An 18,426-nucleotide genomic window follows, 5' to 3' on the forward strand; every position below is an offset into this window, starting at 1 on the left:
GGGTACAACGAAGGGCCTGTCTCCTTGTGCTTTGGAATGAATCAGAGCACAAGGAGACAGGCTCCAGACAATTCAACGTATTAGACACAGATAAGGAATACCCCCATGTCAGAACGTTTACACAATGACGTGGATCCGATTGAAACTCGCGACTGGCTACAGGCGATCGAATCGGTCATCCGTGAAGAAGGTGTTGAGCGCGCGCAGTTCCTGATCGATCAGGTAATGAGTGAAGCACGCAAAAACGGCGTGAAGGTAGCGGCAGGCGCTGGGGCCAGCAACTACGTTAACTCAATTGCTGTTGAAGATGAACCCGACTACCCGGGCAATACCTCACTGGAGCGTCGTATTCGTTCCGCAATCCGCTGGAACGCGATCATGACCGTTCTGCGCGCGTCGAAGAAAGATCTGGAGCTGGGTGGCCATATGTCATCCTTCCAGTCTTCCGCGACTATTTATGAAGTGTGCTTTAACCACTTCTTCCGCGCGCGCAGCGAAAAAGACGGCGGCGACCTGGTTTACTTCCAGGGCCATATTTCTCCAGGCGTTTACGCACGTGCGTTCCTGGAAGGGCGTCTGACCGAAGAGCAGATGAACAACTTCCGTCAGGAAGTTCACGGTAAAGGCCTGTCTTCTTACCCGCATCCGAAGCTGATGCCTGACTTCTGGCAGTTCCCGACTGTGTCAATGGGCCTGGGTCCAATCGGCGCGATTTACCAGGCTAAGTTCCTGAAATATCTTGAGCATCGTGGTCTGAAAGATACCGCGCAGCAGACCGTTTACGCCTTCCTGGGCGACGGCGAAATGGATGAACCGGAATCCAAAGGTGCGATCACCATCGCCACCCGTGAGAAGCTGGACAACCTGGTCTTCATCATCAACTGTAACCTCCAGCGTCTGGACGGACCGGTAACAGGTAACGGCAAAATCATCAACGAGCTGGCCGGCATTTTTGGCGGTGCAGGCTGGGAAGTGATCAAAGTTATCTGGGGCGCTCGCTGGGACGAGCTGCTGAGAAAAGATACCAGCGGCAAGCTTGTTCAGCTGATGAACGAAACCGTTGACGGTGACTATCAGACCTTCAAATCTCGTGATGGTGCCTACGTGCGTGAGCACTTCTTCGGCAGATACCCGGAGACGGCAGAGCTGGTCAAAGACATGACCGACGACGAGATTTGGGCGCTGAACCGTGGCGGCCACGATCCGAAAAAAATCTATGCGGCACTGAAAAAAGCGCAGGACACCAAAGGCAAACCTGTGGTGATTCTGGCGCATACCATCAAAGGCTATGGTATGGGTGACACCGCTGAAGGTAAAAACATCGCGCACCAGGTGAAGAAAATGAACATGGATGGCGTGCGCTATATCCGTGATCGTTTCAACGTGCCGGTGGACGACGCCAACATTGAAAATCTGCCGTACATCACCTTCGACAAAGCGTCGGAAGAGTACAAATACCTGCACGGTCAGCGTGAGAAGCTGGGTGGCTACCTGCCAACCCGCCAGCCAAACTTCAGCGAGAAGCTGGAAATGCCTGCGCTGGAAGATTTCCGTCAGCTGCTGGACGAGCAGAACAAAGAAATTTCCACCACCATCGCTTTCGTTCGTGCGCTGAACGTGATGCTGAAGAACAAGTCGATCAAAGATCGTCTGGTTCCGATCATCGCCGACGAAGCGCGTACTTTCGGTATGGAAGGCCTGTTCCGTCAGATTGGTATTTACAGCCCGAACGGCCAGCAGTACACGCCGCAGGACCGTGAGCAGGTTGCTTATTATAAAGAAGACGAAAAAGGTCAGATCCTACAGGAAGGGATTAACGAACTGGGCGCAGGCGCATCCTGGCTGGCGGCGGCAACGTCTTACAGCACCAACAACCTGCCGATGATCCCGTTCTACATCTACTACTCCATGTTTGGTTTCCAGCGTATCGGCGATCTGTGCTGGGCAGCCGGCGATCAGCAGGCTCGCGGCTTCCTGGTTGGTGGTACCTCCGGTCGTACTACGCTGAACGGCGAAGGCTTGCAGCATGAAGATGGTCACAGCCACATTCAGTCACTGACCATCCCTAACTGTATCTCTTACGATCCCGCTTACGCCTACGAAGTGGCGGTCATCATGCATGACGGTCTGGTGCGGATGTATGGCGACGCGCAGGAAAACATTTACTACTACATCACCACGCTGAATGAAAACTACCACATGCCTGCCATGCCAGAGGGTGCGGAAGAGGGTATCCGTAAGGGTATCTACAAGCTGGAAACGATTGAAGGTAGTAAAGGGAAAGTGCAGCTGCTGGGTTCAGGTTCAATCCTGCGTCACGTACGCGACGCCGCGCAGATTCTGGCGAAAGACTACGGCGTAGGTTCCGATGTATACAGCGTTACCTCGTTCACTGAACTGGCTCGTGATGGTCAGGATTGTGAGCGCTGGAACATGCTGCATCCAACGGATGAGCCGCGCGTACCTTACGTTGCGCAGATCATGAACGATGCACCAGCAGTGGCATCTACCGACTATATGAAACTGTTTGCCGAGCAGATCCGTACCTTCATGCCAGCCAGCGATTACCGCGTGCTGGGCACCGATGGTTTCGGCCGTTCCGACAGCCGCGAGAACCTGCGTCATCACTTCGAAGTGGATGCGTCTTACGTGGTGGTTGCAGCTCTGGGTGAACTGGCTAAACGTGGTGAAATCGATAAGAACGTGGTGGCGGAAGCCATCACCAAATTCAATATCGATGCCGACAAAGTCAACCCACGTCTGGCATAAGAGGTAAAGATTAATGGCTATCGAAATCAAGGTACCGGATATCGGTGCAGACGAAGTGGAAGTCACCGAGATCCTGGTCAAGGTGGGCGATAAGGTTGAAGCGGAACAGTCACTGATCACCGTGGAAGGCGACAAAGCCTCCATGGAAGTGCCATCGCCGGAAGCTGGCGTGGTGAAAGAGATCAAAATCGCCACCGGTGACAAAGTAGAAACCGGCTCGCTGATTATGGTCTTCGAATCGGCTGACGGCGCGGCTACAGAAGCGGCACCGGCGAAAGCGGAAGAGAAGAAAGAAGCTGCGCAGCCGCAGACCGCAAGCGCAGAAAATAAAGAAGTGAACGTGCCGGATATCGGTTCCGACGAAGTGGAAGTCACTGAGATTTTGGTCAAAGTGGGCGACACCGTGGAAGCCGAGCAGTCGCTGATCACTGTGGAAGGCGATAAAGCCTCCATGGAAGTGCCTGCGCCATTTGCCGGCACGGTTAAAGAGATCAAAATCGGTACGGGCGACAAAGTTAGTACCGGCTCACTGATTATGATCTTCGAAACGACCGGTTCTGCGCCAACCGCAGAAGCGAAACCGGAAGTGAAAGAAGAAGCGGCAGCCACACCGGCAGCAGCCAGCGGTGCAAAAGATGTAGAAGTGCCTGACATTGGCGGCGACGAAGTCGAAGTCACCGAGATCATGGTGAAAGTGGGCGACAAAGTGGCTGCCGAGCAGTCGCTGATCACCGTAGAAGGCGATAAAGCGTCTATGGAAGTCCCTGCGCCATTCGCGGGTACGGTTAAAGAGATCAAAATCGCTACCGGCGACAAAGTTAGCACCGGCTCGCTGATTATGGTCTTCGAAGTAGAAGGCGCTGCGCCAGCAGCGGCTCCTGCGGCGAAAAAAGAAGACGCTGCCCCTGCGCCAAAACAGGCCGCAGCGGCTCCGGCGCCAGCGCCGGCTAAAGCCGAGTCGAAAGGCGACTTCACTGAGAACGACGCTTACGTTCACGCAACGCCGGTTATCCGTCGTCTGGCCCGTGAATTCGGCGTTAACCTGGCGAAGGTTAAAGGTTCCGGTCGTAAGGGCCGCATCCTGAAAGAAGACGTTCAGGCTTACGTGAAAGACGCAGTAAAACGCGCGGAAACTGCCCCAGCGGCAGCGGCCGGCGGCGGATTGCCTGGCATGCTGCCATGGCCAAAAGTGGACTTCAGCAAGTTTGGTGAAATTGAAGAAGTCGAGCTGGGTCGCATCCAGAAAATTTCTGGTGCTAACCTGAGCCGTAACTGGATCGTGATCCCTCACGTTACCCAACACGACAAAGCCGACATCACGGAAGTTGAAGCTTTCCGCAAGCAGCAGAACGACGAAGCAGCGAAAAAGAAACTGGATCTGAAGATCACCCCGCTGGTGTTCATCATGAAAGCGGCTGCCAAAGCGCTGGAAGAGTTCCCACGTTTCAACAGTTCGCTGTCGGAAGATGGTCAGAAGCTGACGCTGAAAAAGTACATTAACATCGGTGTGGCGGTCGATACGCCAAACGGCCTGGTGGTTCCGGTCTTTAAGGACGTGAATAAGAAAGGCATCATTGAACTCTCCAACGAACTGTCGGTGATTTCGAAGAAAGCCCGCGACGGCAAGCTGACGGCCAGCGATATGCAGGGCGGCTGCTTTACCATCTCCAGCCTGGGCGGCATTGGCGGCACGTCATTTACGCCAATTGTTAATGCACCGGAAGTGGCAATCCTTGGCGTGTCTAAATCGTCGATGGAACCTGTCTGGAACGGCAAAGAGTTCGTTCCACGCCTGATGCTGCCACTGTCGCTCTCCTTCGATCACCGTGTGATTGATGGTGCAGCAGGCGCGCGCTTTGCGGCCTACATCGCAACCATCATGGCGGATATCCGCCGTCTGGTGATGTAAAGAGTCTGAGGCCGGCGAACGCCGGCCTTCTTATCGCCGACTTGCGATGTTTTAAGTCGACAAGGTAGTTGAAAACGTTTCTTATCAAGTGGTTTGCAGTTCATTAACAATTCTGTAAACTCTTGCGATGCAAACGTACCGGTGGATGAATGAATATCCCAGCGGTTAACTAAGAGGTCATGATGAGTACAGAAATCAAAACTCAGGTCGTGGTACTTGGGGCAGGTCCTGCAGGTTATTCTGCAGCCTTTCGCGCTGCTGATTTAGGTCTGGAAACCGTCATCGTTGAGCGTTTCAGCACCCTGGGCGGGGTTTGTCTGAACGTCGGTTGTATCCCTTCCAAAGCGTTGCTGCACGTCGCGAAAGTGATTGAAGAAGCTAAAGCGCTGGAAGAGCACGGTATCGTGTTTGGCAAGCCGCAGACCGATATCAACAAGATTCGTTCCTGGAAAGAAAAAGTCATTAACCAGCTGACCGGCGGTCTGTCTGGCATGGCGAAAGGCCGCAAAGTTAACGTGGTCACCGGTCTGGGTAAATTCACCGGCGCTAACACGCTGGTTGTTGAAGGCGAGGAGGGTACTACCACCATCAACTTCGACAATGCCGTTATCGCGGCGGGCTCGCGCCCAATCCAGCTGCCTTTCATTCCACATGAGGATCCTCGCGTATGGGATTCCACCGATGCGCTGGAGCTGAAAGAGGTCCCTGAGCGTCTGCTGGTTATGGGCGGCGGTATTATCGGTCTGGAGATGGCGACGGTTTATCACGCGCTGGGTTCTCAGATTGATGTGGTAGAGATGTTCGATCAGGTGATTCCTGCGGCTGACAAAGACGTGGTGAAAGTCTTCACTAAGCGTATTTCTAAGCAGTTCAACCTGATGCTGGAAACCAAAGTCACGGCCGTTGAAGCCAAAGACGACGGTATCTACGTTTCGATGGAAGGCAAAAAAGCGCCAGCGGAACCACAGCGTTATGACGCGGTGCTGGTTGCGATTGGTCGCGTGCCGAACGGTAAAGGTCTGGATGCAGGTAAAGCGGGCGTGGAAGTTGATGACCGCGGCTTTATCCGTGTCGATAAGCAGATGCGTACCAACGTGCCGCACATTTTTGCTATTGGCGATATCGTTGGTCAGCCTATGCTGGCGCACAAAGGCGTTCATGAAGGTCACGTCGCGGCAGAAGTGATTTCCGGTAAGAAACACTACTTCGACCCGAAAGTGATCCCATCTATCGCTTACACCGAGCCAGAAGTTGCCTGGGTTGGTCTGACCGAGAAAGAAGCGAAAGAGAAGGGCATCAGCTACGAGACGGCGACCTTCCCATGGGCAGCGTCCGGTCGTGCTATCGCTTCCGACTGCGCAGACGGTATGACCAAACTGATTTTCGACAAAGAATCCCACCGCGTGATTGGTGGTGCGGTTGTCGGTACCAACGGCGGCGAGCTGCTGGGTGAAATTGGTCTGGCAATTGAGATGGGTTGTGATGCGGAAGACATTGCGCTGACCATCCACGCTCACCCGACGCTGCATGAGTCTGTAGGCCTGGCTGCTGAAATCTTCGAAGGCAGCATTACCGACCTGCCAAATGCGAAAGCGAAGAAGAAGTAAGTTTCTTTGCTGATGAAAAGCCTCCTCGCTGGAGGCTTTTTTTTTGGATTTTTTGGGACAGGCAGCAATTTTCCCGCCCCGCTCCTGTTGTGCTTAATTCACTCAAGATTAACGTTTATGCTTAAGGCGTTAATGGCAATGCTTTACTGGCGTTCGCTGAAAGCGCATTGTAAAAAATGCTTAAGTCAGATAAAAAAATCCGTAGCATTTAGGCGTGATGAAAATTTTTTATTTTTCAGCTGGATAAATTTTGGGTGTTCCCCACATGCGTGGGGATAAACCGCACACCAAGGCGACTGGTGGAGCGGAAAGAAAGTGTTCCCCATATGCGTGGGGATAAACCGTCCATCCGACCCATTTTCCGGTGGGGTGCTGAGTGTTCCCCGCGCCAGCGGAGATAAACCGGTATAACCACCAGTACAGTCCGCCGTTGCGCAGTGTTCCCCACATGCGTGGGGATAAACCGAGTGTAGTTGGCGGGTTTGTCGTTACCGACAAGTGTTCCCCACATGCGTGGGGATAAACCGGTGGCATTCCAGTGTGTTGGGTAAAGCGGCGAATCAAGTAATATTTGCTTAAATTAGTAACCTGAGCCAATACCTCCAGCTGCGGTTTTACGGTCAAGTGCTCACGCAGAAACTCGATTACAATCCTAATTCTGTTTCCGTTACTTTCTGGAGATCCGGGGTGCGTTTCAAGCAATTCACCACATAACAACATCCGTTCCTGCTCCTGACTGCAGTCATTATCCTGCCGCGCTGAAGCTGCATAGAAACATATTGCTCTGAATAAACGTGGGCCGTTAATGATCCCTTCACGCAAAAACCGGCGCGTTACAATCGCTACGCAGATTATCTTCCTCTGCCAAATTTTTTCAGAACAGACTGAGGTGGATGGATACTGATAAATTCCACATTTTTATTATCAATGCCGGATGCCTGGATAGTACCGAGGTTATATAAGATTAACTGACTACTTTCGACGTTCGAGTTTTTTCCCGCGAGCCAGATTTCTTCTATTCCCGACAGATTTGCACTAATGACATATTCGTCATGCAAATACTTAGGAAGTCAGGCATTACAGGTCTTTACTCGGGGGAATTCAATACCATTCCGGCTAAACCATTCTGAAGGATATAGCGCCACTTCATCATACCTTTGTGCATGGTTTGTGAATAAATATTTATATGAACAATTACTGATTGTGATCTCAAATCACATCAAAAATATTGATAATTTAGTCCGGTATATAAACGTATGCCAGAGCGTAGGGGCAGGCTGGATGAGGGAACAATCCGCCAGATTTTTTACATCAGGTGTAGAAAATGATTTCTGAAAAGGTAGAGTTGCCACAGAGCTAACAGCCAAATACCTGGTGTCGTTCTTGGGGAGAATAGTGATGCCCTTACGTTAAAAACTGCTTCTTAAGGCACATACTCTAAGGTGCGTTAGGTGCATCTAAGGGAGAACGCAGCAACATGAAAAAACTGAGGGATGGCTGAGGCTAAACAGGGGGTTACCCCTGTTTCATCAGTATATCCTGACGGTCGGGCAGCAGGTTTAGCAGTAAATTATCAATGGCGGATTTGCGCCAGATCGTCTTCAGTTAACCCGGTCATCTTCATGACGGTATTGCGATCCAGGCCGTTCTGCAACATGGTGCTGGCAACTTCGAGTTTACCTTTCTCAATGCCACGCTTTTCACCAAGCTGTATGCCTTTCTCAATGCCCTTCTCAAGACCTTTCTCAAGACCTTTTTCAATGCCCTTCTGTTCAAGCTGTTGTGCGATGGTCATCAAAGCGTCTCCATGTTGCGGCACACGCTGTGCCAGTTCGCGTACAAACGCCTCTGCGTCTGCCGTTTCACCCGTCTGTATCAGGTAGTTTATCAGCGATGTCAGCTGTTGTCCCGTAACCGGTTCTCTCAGCAGCAGGGTCGCCAGCCTGTCCAGCAGCTCTGCCAGGTCGCGCCGGTGAATATGCTTTTGCAGCAGCGTCAGGGCAGCCATGCTGCGGTGGCCCATTATCTCGTCGTCGGAAATCACCGTGACGTCAACCAGCGGAAACTCACCGCCGTAAAGCTTACCGGCCAGCCCGGGATGATTAAATTCATCCAGCCAGCGGGTTGAATAGGGATAGGGAGTGCGCTTTCCCGTATAAAACAGCACCGGTATCACCAGCGGCAGCTTTTTGTGCCCGGCGTCAAGGTGGCGCTGCATGGCCGCCACCGCGTAGCGAAGAAGCCTGAACGCCATGTGCCTGTCCGGCGTGGACTGGTGTTCGATAAGAACGTGGACGTAGCCATCATCGCCGGCCGTGGTTTTCAGGCTGTAGAGCACGTCGCTGAAATAGGGGCGAAGCGTTTCCTCAACAAAGCTGCCGGACTCCAGCTTAAGAGTGCTGAAATCGCAGACGGCCTGCAGCTCCGCGGGCAGATGCAGCTGCATAAAATCCCGTGCGGTAGCGGGATGGGTCAGAAACTGTTTAAAGGCGAGATCGTGCGGTGTCGGGTTCGCGTTCCTGCGGCCCTTTGCTTTCCTGTCAGACATTCCCTGCTCCGTTGTCCTTGGAATTCTCTTTTCGAGAAGGGGAATTATAACGAAATCCGGGCCTGCATACCCGCAGTTTATCGGGAGCGGTATGTGTCCCCCACGTCAGCAATAACAAACCAATGTTGTCGCTAGCATGCCATCCTTCGTCAATGCGTTTTTGCAAACAGCGAAGTCTTAACGCTATTGCATCTATTTTAGGATTCACATGCCCGGTTAAACGCTCTCAGCCACGCAATAAAGCAGCTTAGTGCGGTGGAATGATATTTCCGGCTCGGGTAATAAAGCGAAAAGCCTTCTGACGGTGCCGCGAAATCTGCCAGTACTTCCACCAACTCACCGCTTTTTAGCTTTGAACGCACCAAATCCCTGATGACAAACGCCAGGCCCGCACCTGCACCAACGGCTTCAATCATAATGTAATCACTGTCCAGCGTCAGGCCGCCTGCAACCGCGATATTGAGCGGTCGGCCGTTTTCGCAGAACTCCCATTTGTAGTTTATCCCGCTGGGGAAACGGCGCTGAATGCAGGGGAAATCCACCAGTTCCAGCGGATGCTGCGGAACGCCGAAACGTTCAATAAAATCCGGGCTGGCAATCACCGCACCCTGTAATCGGGGGCCAAAAGGAATGGCAACCATATCCTGCGGGATAGCTTCGCCAAAGCGCACGCCGGCATCAAAACCCGTTTCGACAATATTGATCAGGCCATCGCTGGTCGTCACTTCCAGCGCGATATCAGGATAGCGTTCACGAAAGGGGAGTAGCACCGTGCGAAGGTAAAGCGCTTCGGCGCTGCGCGGCAGATTCAATCTCAACGTGCCGCGTGGCGCTATGCGCCAGTCATTCAGCTCATCTACAGCCAGCGAAAGATCCTGGATTGCGGGTTCAATGCGTTGCAAAAAAGCCTGCCCGGCTTCGGTTAGCGAGACGCTACGGGTAGTACGGTTAAGCAACCGGACGCCGATCCGCTGTTCGAGATTGGAGATCGTATGGCTAAGGGTGGAAGGCGTAACGTTACGTTCCTCTGCCGCTTTACGAAAATTACGATGCCGCGCAATAGCGGTAAAAATTTCCAGTTCCTGTAACGTAGCCCGTGATTTCATATTAGTGAAAACTCTTCATTAATCCGCTTTAAAAACGTCAATTGTTGATTTTAACCGGGCAAAGTATAACGACTTTATCGCAAATCAACGGAGATAATTATGAAGCGCAGAACATTAGGTCATCAGGGGTTGGAAGTATCCACTATCGGTCTGGGCTGCATGGGAATGACCTTTGCCTATGGCAAAAGCGATGAGCAGCAGGCCATCAATACTCTGCATCGCGCTTTTGATTTGGGTGTCGATTTTCTGGATACGGCAGAGGTTTATGGGCCTTTCGATAACGAAGAACTGCTGGGCAAAGCGCTGAAAGGCCGGAAAGAACAAATTAAAGTCGCTACAAAATTCGGCTTTAACATCCTGCCGCAAGGTGAGGGCTGGGAAAGGATTAAAGGCGTTAACAGTCAGCCTGCTAATATCCGTAAAGTCGCAGAAGCGTCGCTGAAAAGATTAAATATTGAGGCCATCGATCTCTTTTATCAGCATCGCCCGGATCCTGCCGTGCCTGTAGAAGAAGTCATGGCAACGCTGGCCGATCTGGTGCGGGAAGGAAAAATTCTACACGTAGGGTTATCAGAAGTTTCCAGCGAGACGCTGCGTCGCGCCCATGCTATTCATCCCGTTAGTGCTTTACAGAGCGAATATTCACTATGGAGTCGGGACGTTGAGCGCGATGTGCTGGCAACCTGCCAGCAACTGAACATTGGTTTTGTGCCATACAGTCCCTTAGGTCGCGGTTTTCTGACCGGAAAACTGGCGGCGCCGTCTACGCTGGATGAGAGGGACTACCGCCGCACGCTACCGCGCTTTCAGCCGGATGCCCTGGCCCATAATGAAAAGTTGCTCGGTCAGCTGGGTGAGATGGCAGCAGGCTACAACAGTACAACAGCGCAGCTCGCTCTGGCCTGGGTGCTGGCAAAATGGCAGCACATTGTTCCCATTCCTGGCGCACGGAAAATCGCTCATCTGGAAGATAACTGCCGGGCGGCAGATATCGTGCTGATGGCGGAGGATGTCGCGTTACTTGACCAACTTTTCAGCCCGGAAAACATCGCCGGAGAGCGTTACAGTGAAAACGAGTTCGCGCTGGTGGAAAGGTAACAGCACGATAAAACGCATAACGCCATTCTGACCCTTTTTCTACGTTTCTTTCTAATTTGTTGATTATTAATCACCTAAAACAGCAGCCCGGGAAAAGGGTTTTTTAACGCTATGCGTCAACTTTCTTCTTAAAACGCTGGCTTATGATGCAGCCGCTACTGTTCACTGCCGTCCAGGCCGCTTAGAAAGTAGCGCCATCATGTTTAAATACACAGGATCGGTTTCCGGCGTGAAATTTATCCCCGTTTCCATAACTTTTCCTGAATCAGCGTTGATAACACATTCATATCATTCACTGAAGTGATAAACCGGTAAGGGGTTATTTAACAACTCGCTGCTCTTCACCATTTTGCTCGCGTTCAGGAGGAAACCGCATTACGCCATAAAAAAACCGGAAATATTTGTCCAGCTAATTTGTACGCGTTAGGGGCTTAACTTAGCGGTAGCCGTAACGAAACAATAAGCAATTAAACGTGCTGTTGCTTTTGCATCAACGGCTTATCGTCGTATTAAATCCCCTGTAAAAAGAAGGCTAATCGAGGCTGTGTGCGCTTTTCAACAGGTTGGGGCAGCATCTAAAAAAACAGCGCATGCGCCGCCTGAACCGGCTTTTTATTACGCAATTAGTCCATGTTGTTGACCCTGTGGTGATGTTGCTTTTTTGTAAACAGATTAACAACCCACCAAAATCCTGCTATGCTGGCCCACGCAAAACCGGGCACCTTACCCTACAGAAAAGCGCAGTTTGCCTGAGGGCGCCCGGTCATTACAATGTGAGCGAGGAGAACGTCGTGCTAGAAGAATACCGTAAGCACGTTGCCGAGCGTGCTGCCCAGGGGATCGTTCCTAAACCGTTAGATGCTTCCCAAATGGCCGCGCTGGTTGAACTGCTGAAAAACCCGCCAGCGGGTGAAGAAGAATTCCTGTCTGATCTGTTAATCAATCGAGTTCCGCCGGGCGTAGATGAAGCGGCGTATGTCAAAGCCGGATTCCTGGCTGCCGTCGCAAAAGGCGAGGCGACTTCTCCTCTGGTTACTCCTGAAAAAGCGATTGAGCTGCTGGGCACCATGCAGGGCGGCTACAACATTCATCCGCTGATCGATGCGCTTGATGATGAAAAGCTGGCACCCATTGCGGCGAAAGCGCTGTCCCATACGCTGCTGATGTTCGACAGTTTCTACGATGTAGAAGAAAAAGCGAAAGCCGGTAACCCACACGCACAAAAAATCCTCCAGTCGTGGGCCGATGCTGAATGGTATCTTTCCCGCCCGGAACTGGCTGAAAAAATTACCGTTACCGTCTTTAAAGTCACTGGCGAAACCAACACCGACGACCTTTCTCCTGCGCCTGATGCCTGGTCCCGTCCTGATATCCCGCTGCACGCTCTGGCGATGCTGAAAAACGATCGTGAGGGCATTGAGCCGAATGAGCCAGGTAACGTTGGCCCAATCAGGCAGATTGAAGCGCTACAGGCGAAAGGTTTCCCGCTGGCCTATGTTGGTGATGTGGTCGGTACGGGTTCATCGCGTAAATCCGCAACCAACTCCGTCCTGTGGTTTATGGGCGACGATATTCCTTACGTGCCGAACAAAAAAGGCGGCGGCGTGGTGCTGGGTAACAACATTGCGCCAATCTTCTTCAACACCATGGAAGATGCTGGCGCACTGCCGATTGAAGTGGACGTGCAGAACCTGAATATGGGCGATGTTATCGACATCTGGCCGTACAAAGGCGAAGTGAAAAACCATGAGACTGGCGAAGTGCTGGCGAACTTCTCGCTGAAAACCGACGTGCTGCTTGATGAAGTGCGTGCAGGCGGTCGTATTCCGCTGATTATCGGTCGCGGTCTGACAACCAAAGCCCGTGAAGCTTTAGGTCTGCCACACAGCGACGTGTTCCGTCAGGCAAAAGATGTAGCGGCAAGCACGCGTGGCTACTCGCTGGCGCAGAAAATGGTAGGTCGCGCCTGCGGCACCGAAGGTGTTCGTCCGGGCGCCTATTGCGAACCTAAAATGACCTCCGTCGGTTCTCAGGACACCACCGGGCCGATGACCCGTGATGAACTGAAAGATCTGGCGTGTCTGGGCTTCTCTGCCGACCTGGTGATGCAGTCTTTCTGCCATACCGCCGCCTATCCGAAGCCGGTTGACGTCTCCACACACCACACGCTGCCGGACTTCATTATGAACCGAGGCGGCGTCTCGCTGCGTCCGGGTGATGGTATTATCCACAGCTGGCTGAACCGTATGCTGCTGCCGGATACCGTGGGCACCGGCGGCGATTCGCATACCCGTTTCCCAATCGGCATCTCCTTCCCGGCGGGTTCTGGTCTGGTGGCCTTTGCTGCCGCGACGGGCGTAATGCCGCTGGACATGCCGGAATCGGTGCTGGTGCGCTTCAAAGGCAAAATGGAGCCGGGCATTACGCTGCGCGATCTGGTCCATGCTATTCCGCTGTATGCGATCAAAGCGGGCTTGCTGACCGTTGAGAAAAAAGGGAAGAAAAACATCTTCTCTGGCCGCATCCTGGAAATCGAAGGACTGCCGGATCTGAAAGTTGAGCAGGCATTTGAGCTTTCCGATGCTTCTGCCGAGCGTTCTGCGGCGGGCTGTACCATTAAGCTGGGCAAAGATCCGATTATCGAATACCTCAACTCCAACATCGTTCTGCTGAAATGGATGATTGCTGAGGGCTATGGCGATCGCCGTACGCTGGAGCGCCGTATCCAGGGCATGGAAAAATGGCTGGCGGATCCGCAACTGCTGGAAGGCGATGCGGATGCAGAATATGCAGCGGTCATTGAGATCGATCTGGCGGAAATCAAAGAGCCGATCCTGTGCGCGCCAAACGATCCGGACGACGCTCGTCTGCTGTCGGACGTGCAGGGCGAGAAGATTGATGAAGTCTTTATCGGTTCCTGCATGACCAACATTGGGCACTTCCGCGCCGCCGGTAAGCTGCTGGACAGCCATAAAGGCCAGCTGCCAACCCGTCTGTGGGTTGCGCCGCCAACCAAGATGGATGCGGCTCAGCTGACCGAAGAGGGCTACTACAGCGTGTTTGGCAAAAGCGGTGCGCGTATTGAAATCCCAGGCTGCTCATTATGTATGGGTAACCAGGCGCGCGTGCAGGATGGCGCGACGGTGGTTTCAACCTCAACCCGTAACTTCCCGAACCGTTTAGGGACGGGTGCCAACGTGTATCTGGCTTCAGCAGAGCTGGCGGCGGTTTCCTCGCTGCTGGGCAAGCTACCGACACCGGACGAGTATCAGCAGTTTATGAATCAGGTTGATAAGACGGCGGTGGATACCTATCGTTATCTGAACTTCGATCAGCTGGCTCAGTACACCGACAAAGCTGACGGCGTGATCTTCCAGACTGCGGTATAACGGCTGATTCGGCGATGCTCAACGCTCGCCGGATCCTGTCGACTGGCTTAAACCGGGGTTATCCAGCTCCGGTTTTTTTATGGGCAATTTGCAGGCATTCAGTAACGGCTCCAGTCATTGTGCACGCTGGCAACATCACCGGCGCTATTGATCTTTTTTCTCACAATCATACGAACCAGAAATGCGGATCCCGCTGCGGCTGCTACGCACGATCTCGACGTCCAGCGTCGGCTTGCCTTTTTGCTTCACGTAATGCATGGCGTAATCTCCCTGAAACTTAGTCGCGGCAACGATCCATCGCATCGACACGTTGTTGTAGTCTTCCTTGCGCTCCAAAAAATCGATCTTCTGTTTTCTCACTTTGACGCCGTTAACGCTGGATACTTTTCCCTCGGCAGAAGATTGAAGATGAAAAGGGCCACACTGCGTATCCGCCAGGCTGGTCAATGGGATTGATGAAAACAGGCAGGTTGTGACTGCCAGAATGACGTTAAATTTCACCTGTCGTTGGCCTTTCGTAAAGTGGCGTTAGCCTGGAATTTAGCGAGATATCAGCCATGAACGGTTAAGGTCTCTCTGTCTCGCGCCTGGCTATCAGTATAACGAAGGGGCAGGAAAAGGTGGTTGTTATCGATGGCTGGATTAATAAAATCTATGTCAACGAGCCTCTGTTGTCGCGGGAACTGAGTCGTATCGTCATTGACAATATAGTTTGAAGCTTCTGAATAATCATTTCTTCTTAAACAAAAGAACAATGGGCTGGTGGATGTGCGAGAGTCCGGAAATATATTTGATTTAAGTCAAACCGAGTAAGGGGGTTATCATTGATCTTAACCAGGTGGAAAATTAGATCTCTGCCGTTAAAAATAAATCAAAACGATAAGTTATAGCGTGGCTGAAAAATAAAAGCGGTAGATGAAATTATTTTCATAAATGAAACTCCCTTGTTACCCTATACCTCATTTTAAAGAGGCTTTAAATGAAAAGTAAAACTATTATTTCAGGCTCGGGTATTATTTTATGCTTACTGATCCCTTTTAGCGGAACGGCTCGCGCTGAGAATATAAAATTTTCAGATTCAGCTATCAAAGCAGAAGGCCACTGTAATCCAGGAGATGATATTCATACCTTATTCCCCTCTGGTTACAGTCTTCCCTCGGTAGTTATGATCTACGTCAATGATTCCTCTGGTAAACCCGCAGACTGGGGAACGGGAACGTTTATTAGCCCTGACAAAATACTGACCGCAGGGCATGTTGCATATAATATGCAGCAGTATCAAGAAAAAGGTAAAAAGGTTTACATCACGGCCGGACTCCATGAACCCGAACCTGGAACTGCCTATGAGATTAAAAGTATCGCCATACATCCAGAGATGAATTTAGACAATTCCGATCATGACATTGCAGTGATAACGACAACCAAAAATTATCCCACTCGAACTTATCCAATTACAGAGATTACAGCAGACCTTCCTGATGCTTTTTTTGGTAGTGTGAGCTATCCGAGTGGATTAATAGAAAAAATTGGGAAGTTTAACCAATATACAGCTCGCTTTAAAATTGATGGGCATCTGTACTCATCTGCTGTTGCTTTGACTAAATGCCTTACTTATGGAGGGGAATCGGGAGCTGCACTAATTGGTTATCAAAATGATAGTCCTCTCAATGGAAAGATAGTGGGGGTTTTATCAAGTGGTTCTGGAGATGATCCGGGTGATCCGACAACCTTGACTTATTACACCACACTGAGCGGCAGTAATTATAAATTTATTACTGATAACTTATAGTGTTCCAGACAGGGGCGGGATCTTTCAATTTCGGCCCCTGCATACCGATCGGGACTGATAATACGATCGCCGCTCTTTTTCTCAAGTGCCGGCAGGTTTGGGCAAGAGCACGGTGCAGCAGACCATCCTGGCCTCAGCGCTGGCAAGGTTTGCCCGATGCAGCATCAGCAGGCATTAGCCTTCCGGGGCCGGCAAAAGATCCGCCAATTTTGAATCAACAATCATTTCCCCAATACCGCTATCCACTCGCTGTTTTTTTCCGACAGGTTGCGATAATGCCCACTATCCGCCATCATTCGCGCCCGGCGCATCAGCACACGCAATCAGGTTTGAGGTAAACAACATGGAATACGAATTTTTACGGGATATCACCGGCGGCGTGAAGGTGCGCATGTCGATGGGACATGAAGCCGTCGGCCACTGGTTTAATGAAGAAGCGGCAGACAATCTGGCCCTGCTGGATGAGGTTGAAGCCGCCGTCGCTGAAGTTAAAGGCAGCGAGCGTCAGTGGCAGCGCGTAGGGCGTGAATACACGATCTGGCTGGATGAAGAAGAAGTGATTATTCGCGCCAACCTGCTCAGCATCGAAGGCGACGAGATGGAGGAGGGCATGAGTTACTACGACGAAGAAAGCCTGTGCTTCTGCGGCGTGGAGGATTTTCTGGCGGTGATTGCTGCCTACCGTGCTTTCTTGCAGGGAAGATAGTTCCGGGCAAGGCAGGCCGGGCAACGTTCATTGCGGTTTTCGTCTCAGGCAACCGTTGTGCAGATTGCGCGTAAACGCCTGCCGATAGGGAGTCGAGCTGGCGGTTTCTATCCCGCCTGCCGCATTCATTCGTCCATCAACGTTCGTAAGTATCGTTTTCCGTCAGCGTCATCGCTGGCGCATCCACATTAACCTGTTCAAAACGCAGATGGGTAACGCCAGCAATTTTACCAAACTCCTGCGCCTGCAAGTGAAGATGGCTGAAGGTAAGATTCTTGATCGGGCATTCTGCGGCACCTTCAATAAAAAATGCGCGGGAGAAATTCTGCGGCTGAGTAAGCTGGCTGGTGATATGTGAAATAGTGATATTTTCCACCCGCGTTAATCCTTCAATGCCTTCCACACCCTCGCTGAGTTTACGCCAGTGCAGCGGCCGATCGTCGCTGATTTTCTGGCCATAGCTGTATTGCGGAAACCAGTTCAGCTGCATCATAAAAGGATAACAGACATCTTTCAGCGTCAGATGACGCACGATAATGTCTCGGATAAAGCCGCCGCGATTGCGGGCAGACTTGATGCGAAAGCCCACGCCGGTACCGAAGAAACGATTATGCTCAATAATCACTTTTTCGATGCCGCCAGAGGTTTCGCTGCCCAGCGTAATCCCGGACCCTTTATGCAATTCACAATCACGAATGATGATCTCACTGGCCGTTCTTGCCAGCGTCTGTGCTTCAGCGCCACGGCCTGATTTGACGCAGATATTGTCATCGTTGCAGGAAACCATGCAGCGCTCGACGCGCACATGCTGACAGGAGTCGATATCAATACCGTCGGTGCTTGGGCCTGTGGAGTTGCTGACTTTTACGTTTTGCAAAATAACGTGTTTTGAATAGCAAAGATGAATATTCCAGAAGCCCGATTCGCGCGAAGTGAAACCGCTCAGTTCGACTTCATCGCTCTGATAAACCACCACGTTTCGCGGGCGCTCACATTCGTAATCCACTACCCAGCGCAGCCCTTGCTCGCTGTATTCCGCCAGCACACCGCTTTTTTCGTCATCGCCCCAGAATCGTTGCCACCAGACCGCGCCCTGGCCATCGACAGTGCCCGCGCCGGTGACTTTAACATTCCGACATTGATTGATATTGATGATTGCCGCAGGCCAGGGCATGTCAATTCCGGCGATACGAGTCTCGATTCTGCGGTAATCGACTAATTGCTGGCTGCCCAGCAACACTGCGCCTTCGGCCAGTTCCAGCGTCATATGGCTTTTTAAAAACAGTGAACCGGTGAGGAAACGGCCCGCCGGGATCAGGACGCTGTCGCCAGGCGCAGCCCGGTCGATAGCGCGTTGAATGGCCTGGGTGGATAAAGTTGTTGCATCAGGAACCGCATCAAAATCTAAAACGTTTAAGACGGCCATTTTTCCTGCCTTAAGGTAGATGAAACAGAGGAGAAACAGGTTCTGAATTTATCATTTTTAATACGCCGCGTTCTTGTGC

At 51.8% G+C, this 18,426-nt stretch carries 11 protein-coding genes; 7 read left to right on the forward strand and 4 right to left on the reverse strand.

What is annotated here, in order from left to right:
* Window positions 1-105: 105 nt before the first annotated feature.
* The 3 genes from aceE to lpdA all read left to right on the forward strand — a co-directional run bounded on the left by aceE (window position 106) and on the right by lpdA (window position 6,285).
* Complete coding sequence (aceE, locus tag AAGQ96_RS03930; RefSeq protein ID WP_147195271.1) at window positions 106-2,769, forward strand: pyruvate dehydrogenase (acetyl-transferring), homodimeric type; 2,664 nt, start codon at window positions 106-108, stop codon at window positions 2,767-2,769.
* Between the two features lie 13 nt (window positions 2,770-2,782).
* Complete coding sequence (aceF, locus tag AAGQ96_RS03935) at window positions 2,783-4,678, forward strand: pyruvate dehydrogenase complex dihydrolipoyllysine-residue acetyltransferase (RefSeq protein WP_342754903.1); 1,896 nt, start codon at window positions 2,783-2,785, stop codon at window positions 4,676-4,678.
* A gap of 182 nt (window positions 4,679-4,860) precedes the next feature.
* Window positions 4,861-6,285: a dihydrolipoyl dehydrogenase gene (lpdA, locus tag AAGQ96_RS03940; protein WP_168199670.1), complete on the forward strand. Its 1,425-nt coding sequence runs from the start codon at window positions 4,861-4,863 to the stop codon at window positions 6,283-6,285.
* A 1,573-nt stretch (window positions 6,286-7,858) separates the two neighbouring features.
* Here the strand turns inward: lpdA and AAGQ96_RS03945 are convergent.
* Both AAGQ96_RS03945 and AAGQ96_RS03950 read right to left on the reverse strand, forming a co-directional pair.
* A complete protein-coding gene (locus tag AAGQ96_RS03945; protein WP_342754904.1) occupies window positions 7,859-8,833 on the reverse strand; it encodes an Rpn family recombination-promoting nuclease/putative transposase in 975 nt (324 codons plus the stop codon).
* Between the two features lie 197 nt (window positions 8,834-9,030).
* Complete coding sequence (locus AAGQ96_RS03950) at window positions 9,031-9,939, reverse strand: LysR family transcriptional regulator (protein WP_342754905.1); 909 nt, start codon at window positions 9,937-9,939, stop codon at window positions 9,031-9,033.
* Window positions 9,940-10,038: 99 nt separating this feature from the next.
* Between AAGQ96_RS03950 and AAGQ96_RS03955 the strand changes: the two genes are divergently transcribed.
* Both AAGQ96_RS03955 and acnB read left to right on the forward strand, forming a co-directional pair.
* Complete coding sequence (locus tag AAGQ96_RS03955) at window positions 10,039-11,037, forward strand: aldo/keto reductase (RefSeq protein ID WP_342754906.1); 999 nt, start codon at window positions 10,039-10,041, stop codon at window positions 11,035-11,037.
* Between the two features lie 791 nt (window positions 11,038-11,828).
* Complete coding sequence (gene acnB, locus AAGQ96_RS03960; RefSeq protein ID WP_342754907.1) at window positions 11,829-14,426, forward strand: bifunctional aconitate hydratase 2/2-methylisocitrate dehydratase; 2,598 nt, start codon at window positions 11,829-11,831, stop codon at window positions 14,424-14,426.
* A 144-nt stretch (window positions 14,427-14,570) separates the two neighbouring features.
* Here the strand turns inward: acnB and AAGQ96_RS03965 are convergent, their stop codons facing one another.
* The gene (locus AAGQ96_RS03965) at window positions 14,571-14,927 is read right to left on the reverse strand and encodes a hypothetical protein (RefSeq protein WP_342754908.1); all 357 of its coding nucleotides are present in this window, start codon (window positions 14,925-14,927) and stop codon (window positions 14,571-14,573) included.
* A 478-nt stretch (window positions 14,928-15,405) separates the two neighbouring features.
* On the opposite strand from AAGQ96_RS03965, the gene AAGQ96_RS03970 reads away from it, so the two are divergent.
* Together AAGQ96_RS03970 and yacL are read left to right on the forward strand one after the other, a co-directional pair.
* Window positions 15,406-16,215 (forward strand): trypsin-like serine protease, encoded by an 810-nt coding sequence (locus AAGQ96_RS03970; protein ID WP_342754909.1) that lies wholly within the window; start codon window positions 15,406-15,408, stop codon window positions 16,213-16,215.
* A 343-nt stretch (window positions 16,216-16,558) separates the two neighbouring features.
* Window positions 16,559-16,921, forward strand: coding sequence for a protein YacL (gene yacL, locus AAGQ96_RS03975; RefSeq protein WP_147195288.1), 363 nt, complete (start codon window positions 16,559-16,561; stop codon window positions 16,919-16,921).
* Between the two features lie 136 nt (window positions 16,922-17,057).
* Here the strand turns inward: yacL and AAGQ96_RS03980 are convergent, their stop codons facing one another.
* A complete protein-coding gene (locus AAGQ96_RS03980) occupies window positions 17,058-18,347 on the reverse strand; it encodes a glycoside hydrolase family 28 protein (RefSeq protein ID WP_342754910.1) in 1,290 nt (429 codons plus the stop codon).
* Window positions 18,348-18,426: the final 79 nt, after the last annotated feature.

It is taken from the genome of Pantoea sp. MBD-2R, assembly GCF_039134845.1.
Classification (GTDB): Bacteria; Pseudomonadota; Gammaproteobacteria; order Enterobacterales; family Enterobacteriaceae; genus Erwinia.

What these genes read in the sequence shown, in the direction of transcription:
- AAGQ96_RS03950 (WP_342754905.1), bottom strand. Translation starts at nt 9,939, where the DNA reads ATGAAATCACGGGCTACGTTACAGGAACTGGAAATTTTTACCGCTATT.
- AAGQ96_RS03955 (WP_342754906.1), top strand. Translation starts at nt 10,039, where the DNA reads ATGAAGCGCAGAACATTAGGTCATCAGGGGTTGGAAGTATCCACTATC.
- lpdA (WP_168199670.1), top strand. Translation starts at nt 4,861, where the DNA reads ATGAGTACAGAAATCAAAACTCAGGTCGTGGTACTTGGGGCAGGTCCT.
- AAGQ96_RS03970 (WP_342754909.1), top strand. Translation starts at nt 15,406, where the DNA reads ATGAAAAGTAAAACTATTATTTCAGGCTCGGGTATTATTTTATGCTTA.
- AAGQ96_RS03980 (WP_342754910.1), bottom strand. Translation starts at nt 18,347, where the DNA reads ATGGCCGTCTTAAACGTTTTAGATTTTGATGCGGTTCCTGATGCAACA.
- yacL (WP_147195288.1), top strand. Translation starts at nt 16,559, where the DNA reads ATGGAATACGAATTTTTACGGGATATCACCGGCGGCGTGAAGGTGCGC.
- aceE (WP_147195271.1), top strand. Translation starts at nt 106, where the DNA reads ATGTCAGAACGTTTACACAATGACGTGGATCCGATTGAAACTCGCGAC.
- AAGQ96_RS03945 (WP_342754904.1), bottom strand. Translation starts at nt 8,833, where the DNA reads ATGTCTGACAGGAAAGCAAAGGGCCGCAGGAACGCGAACCCGACACCG.
- aceF (WP_342754903.1), top strand. Translation starts at nt 2,783, where the DNA reads ATGGCTATCGAAATCAAGGTACCGGATATCGGTGCAGACGAAGTGGAA.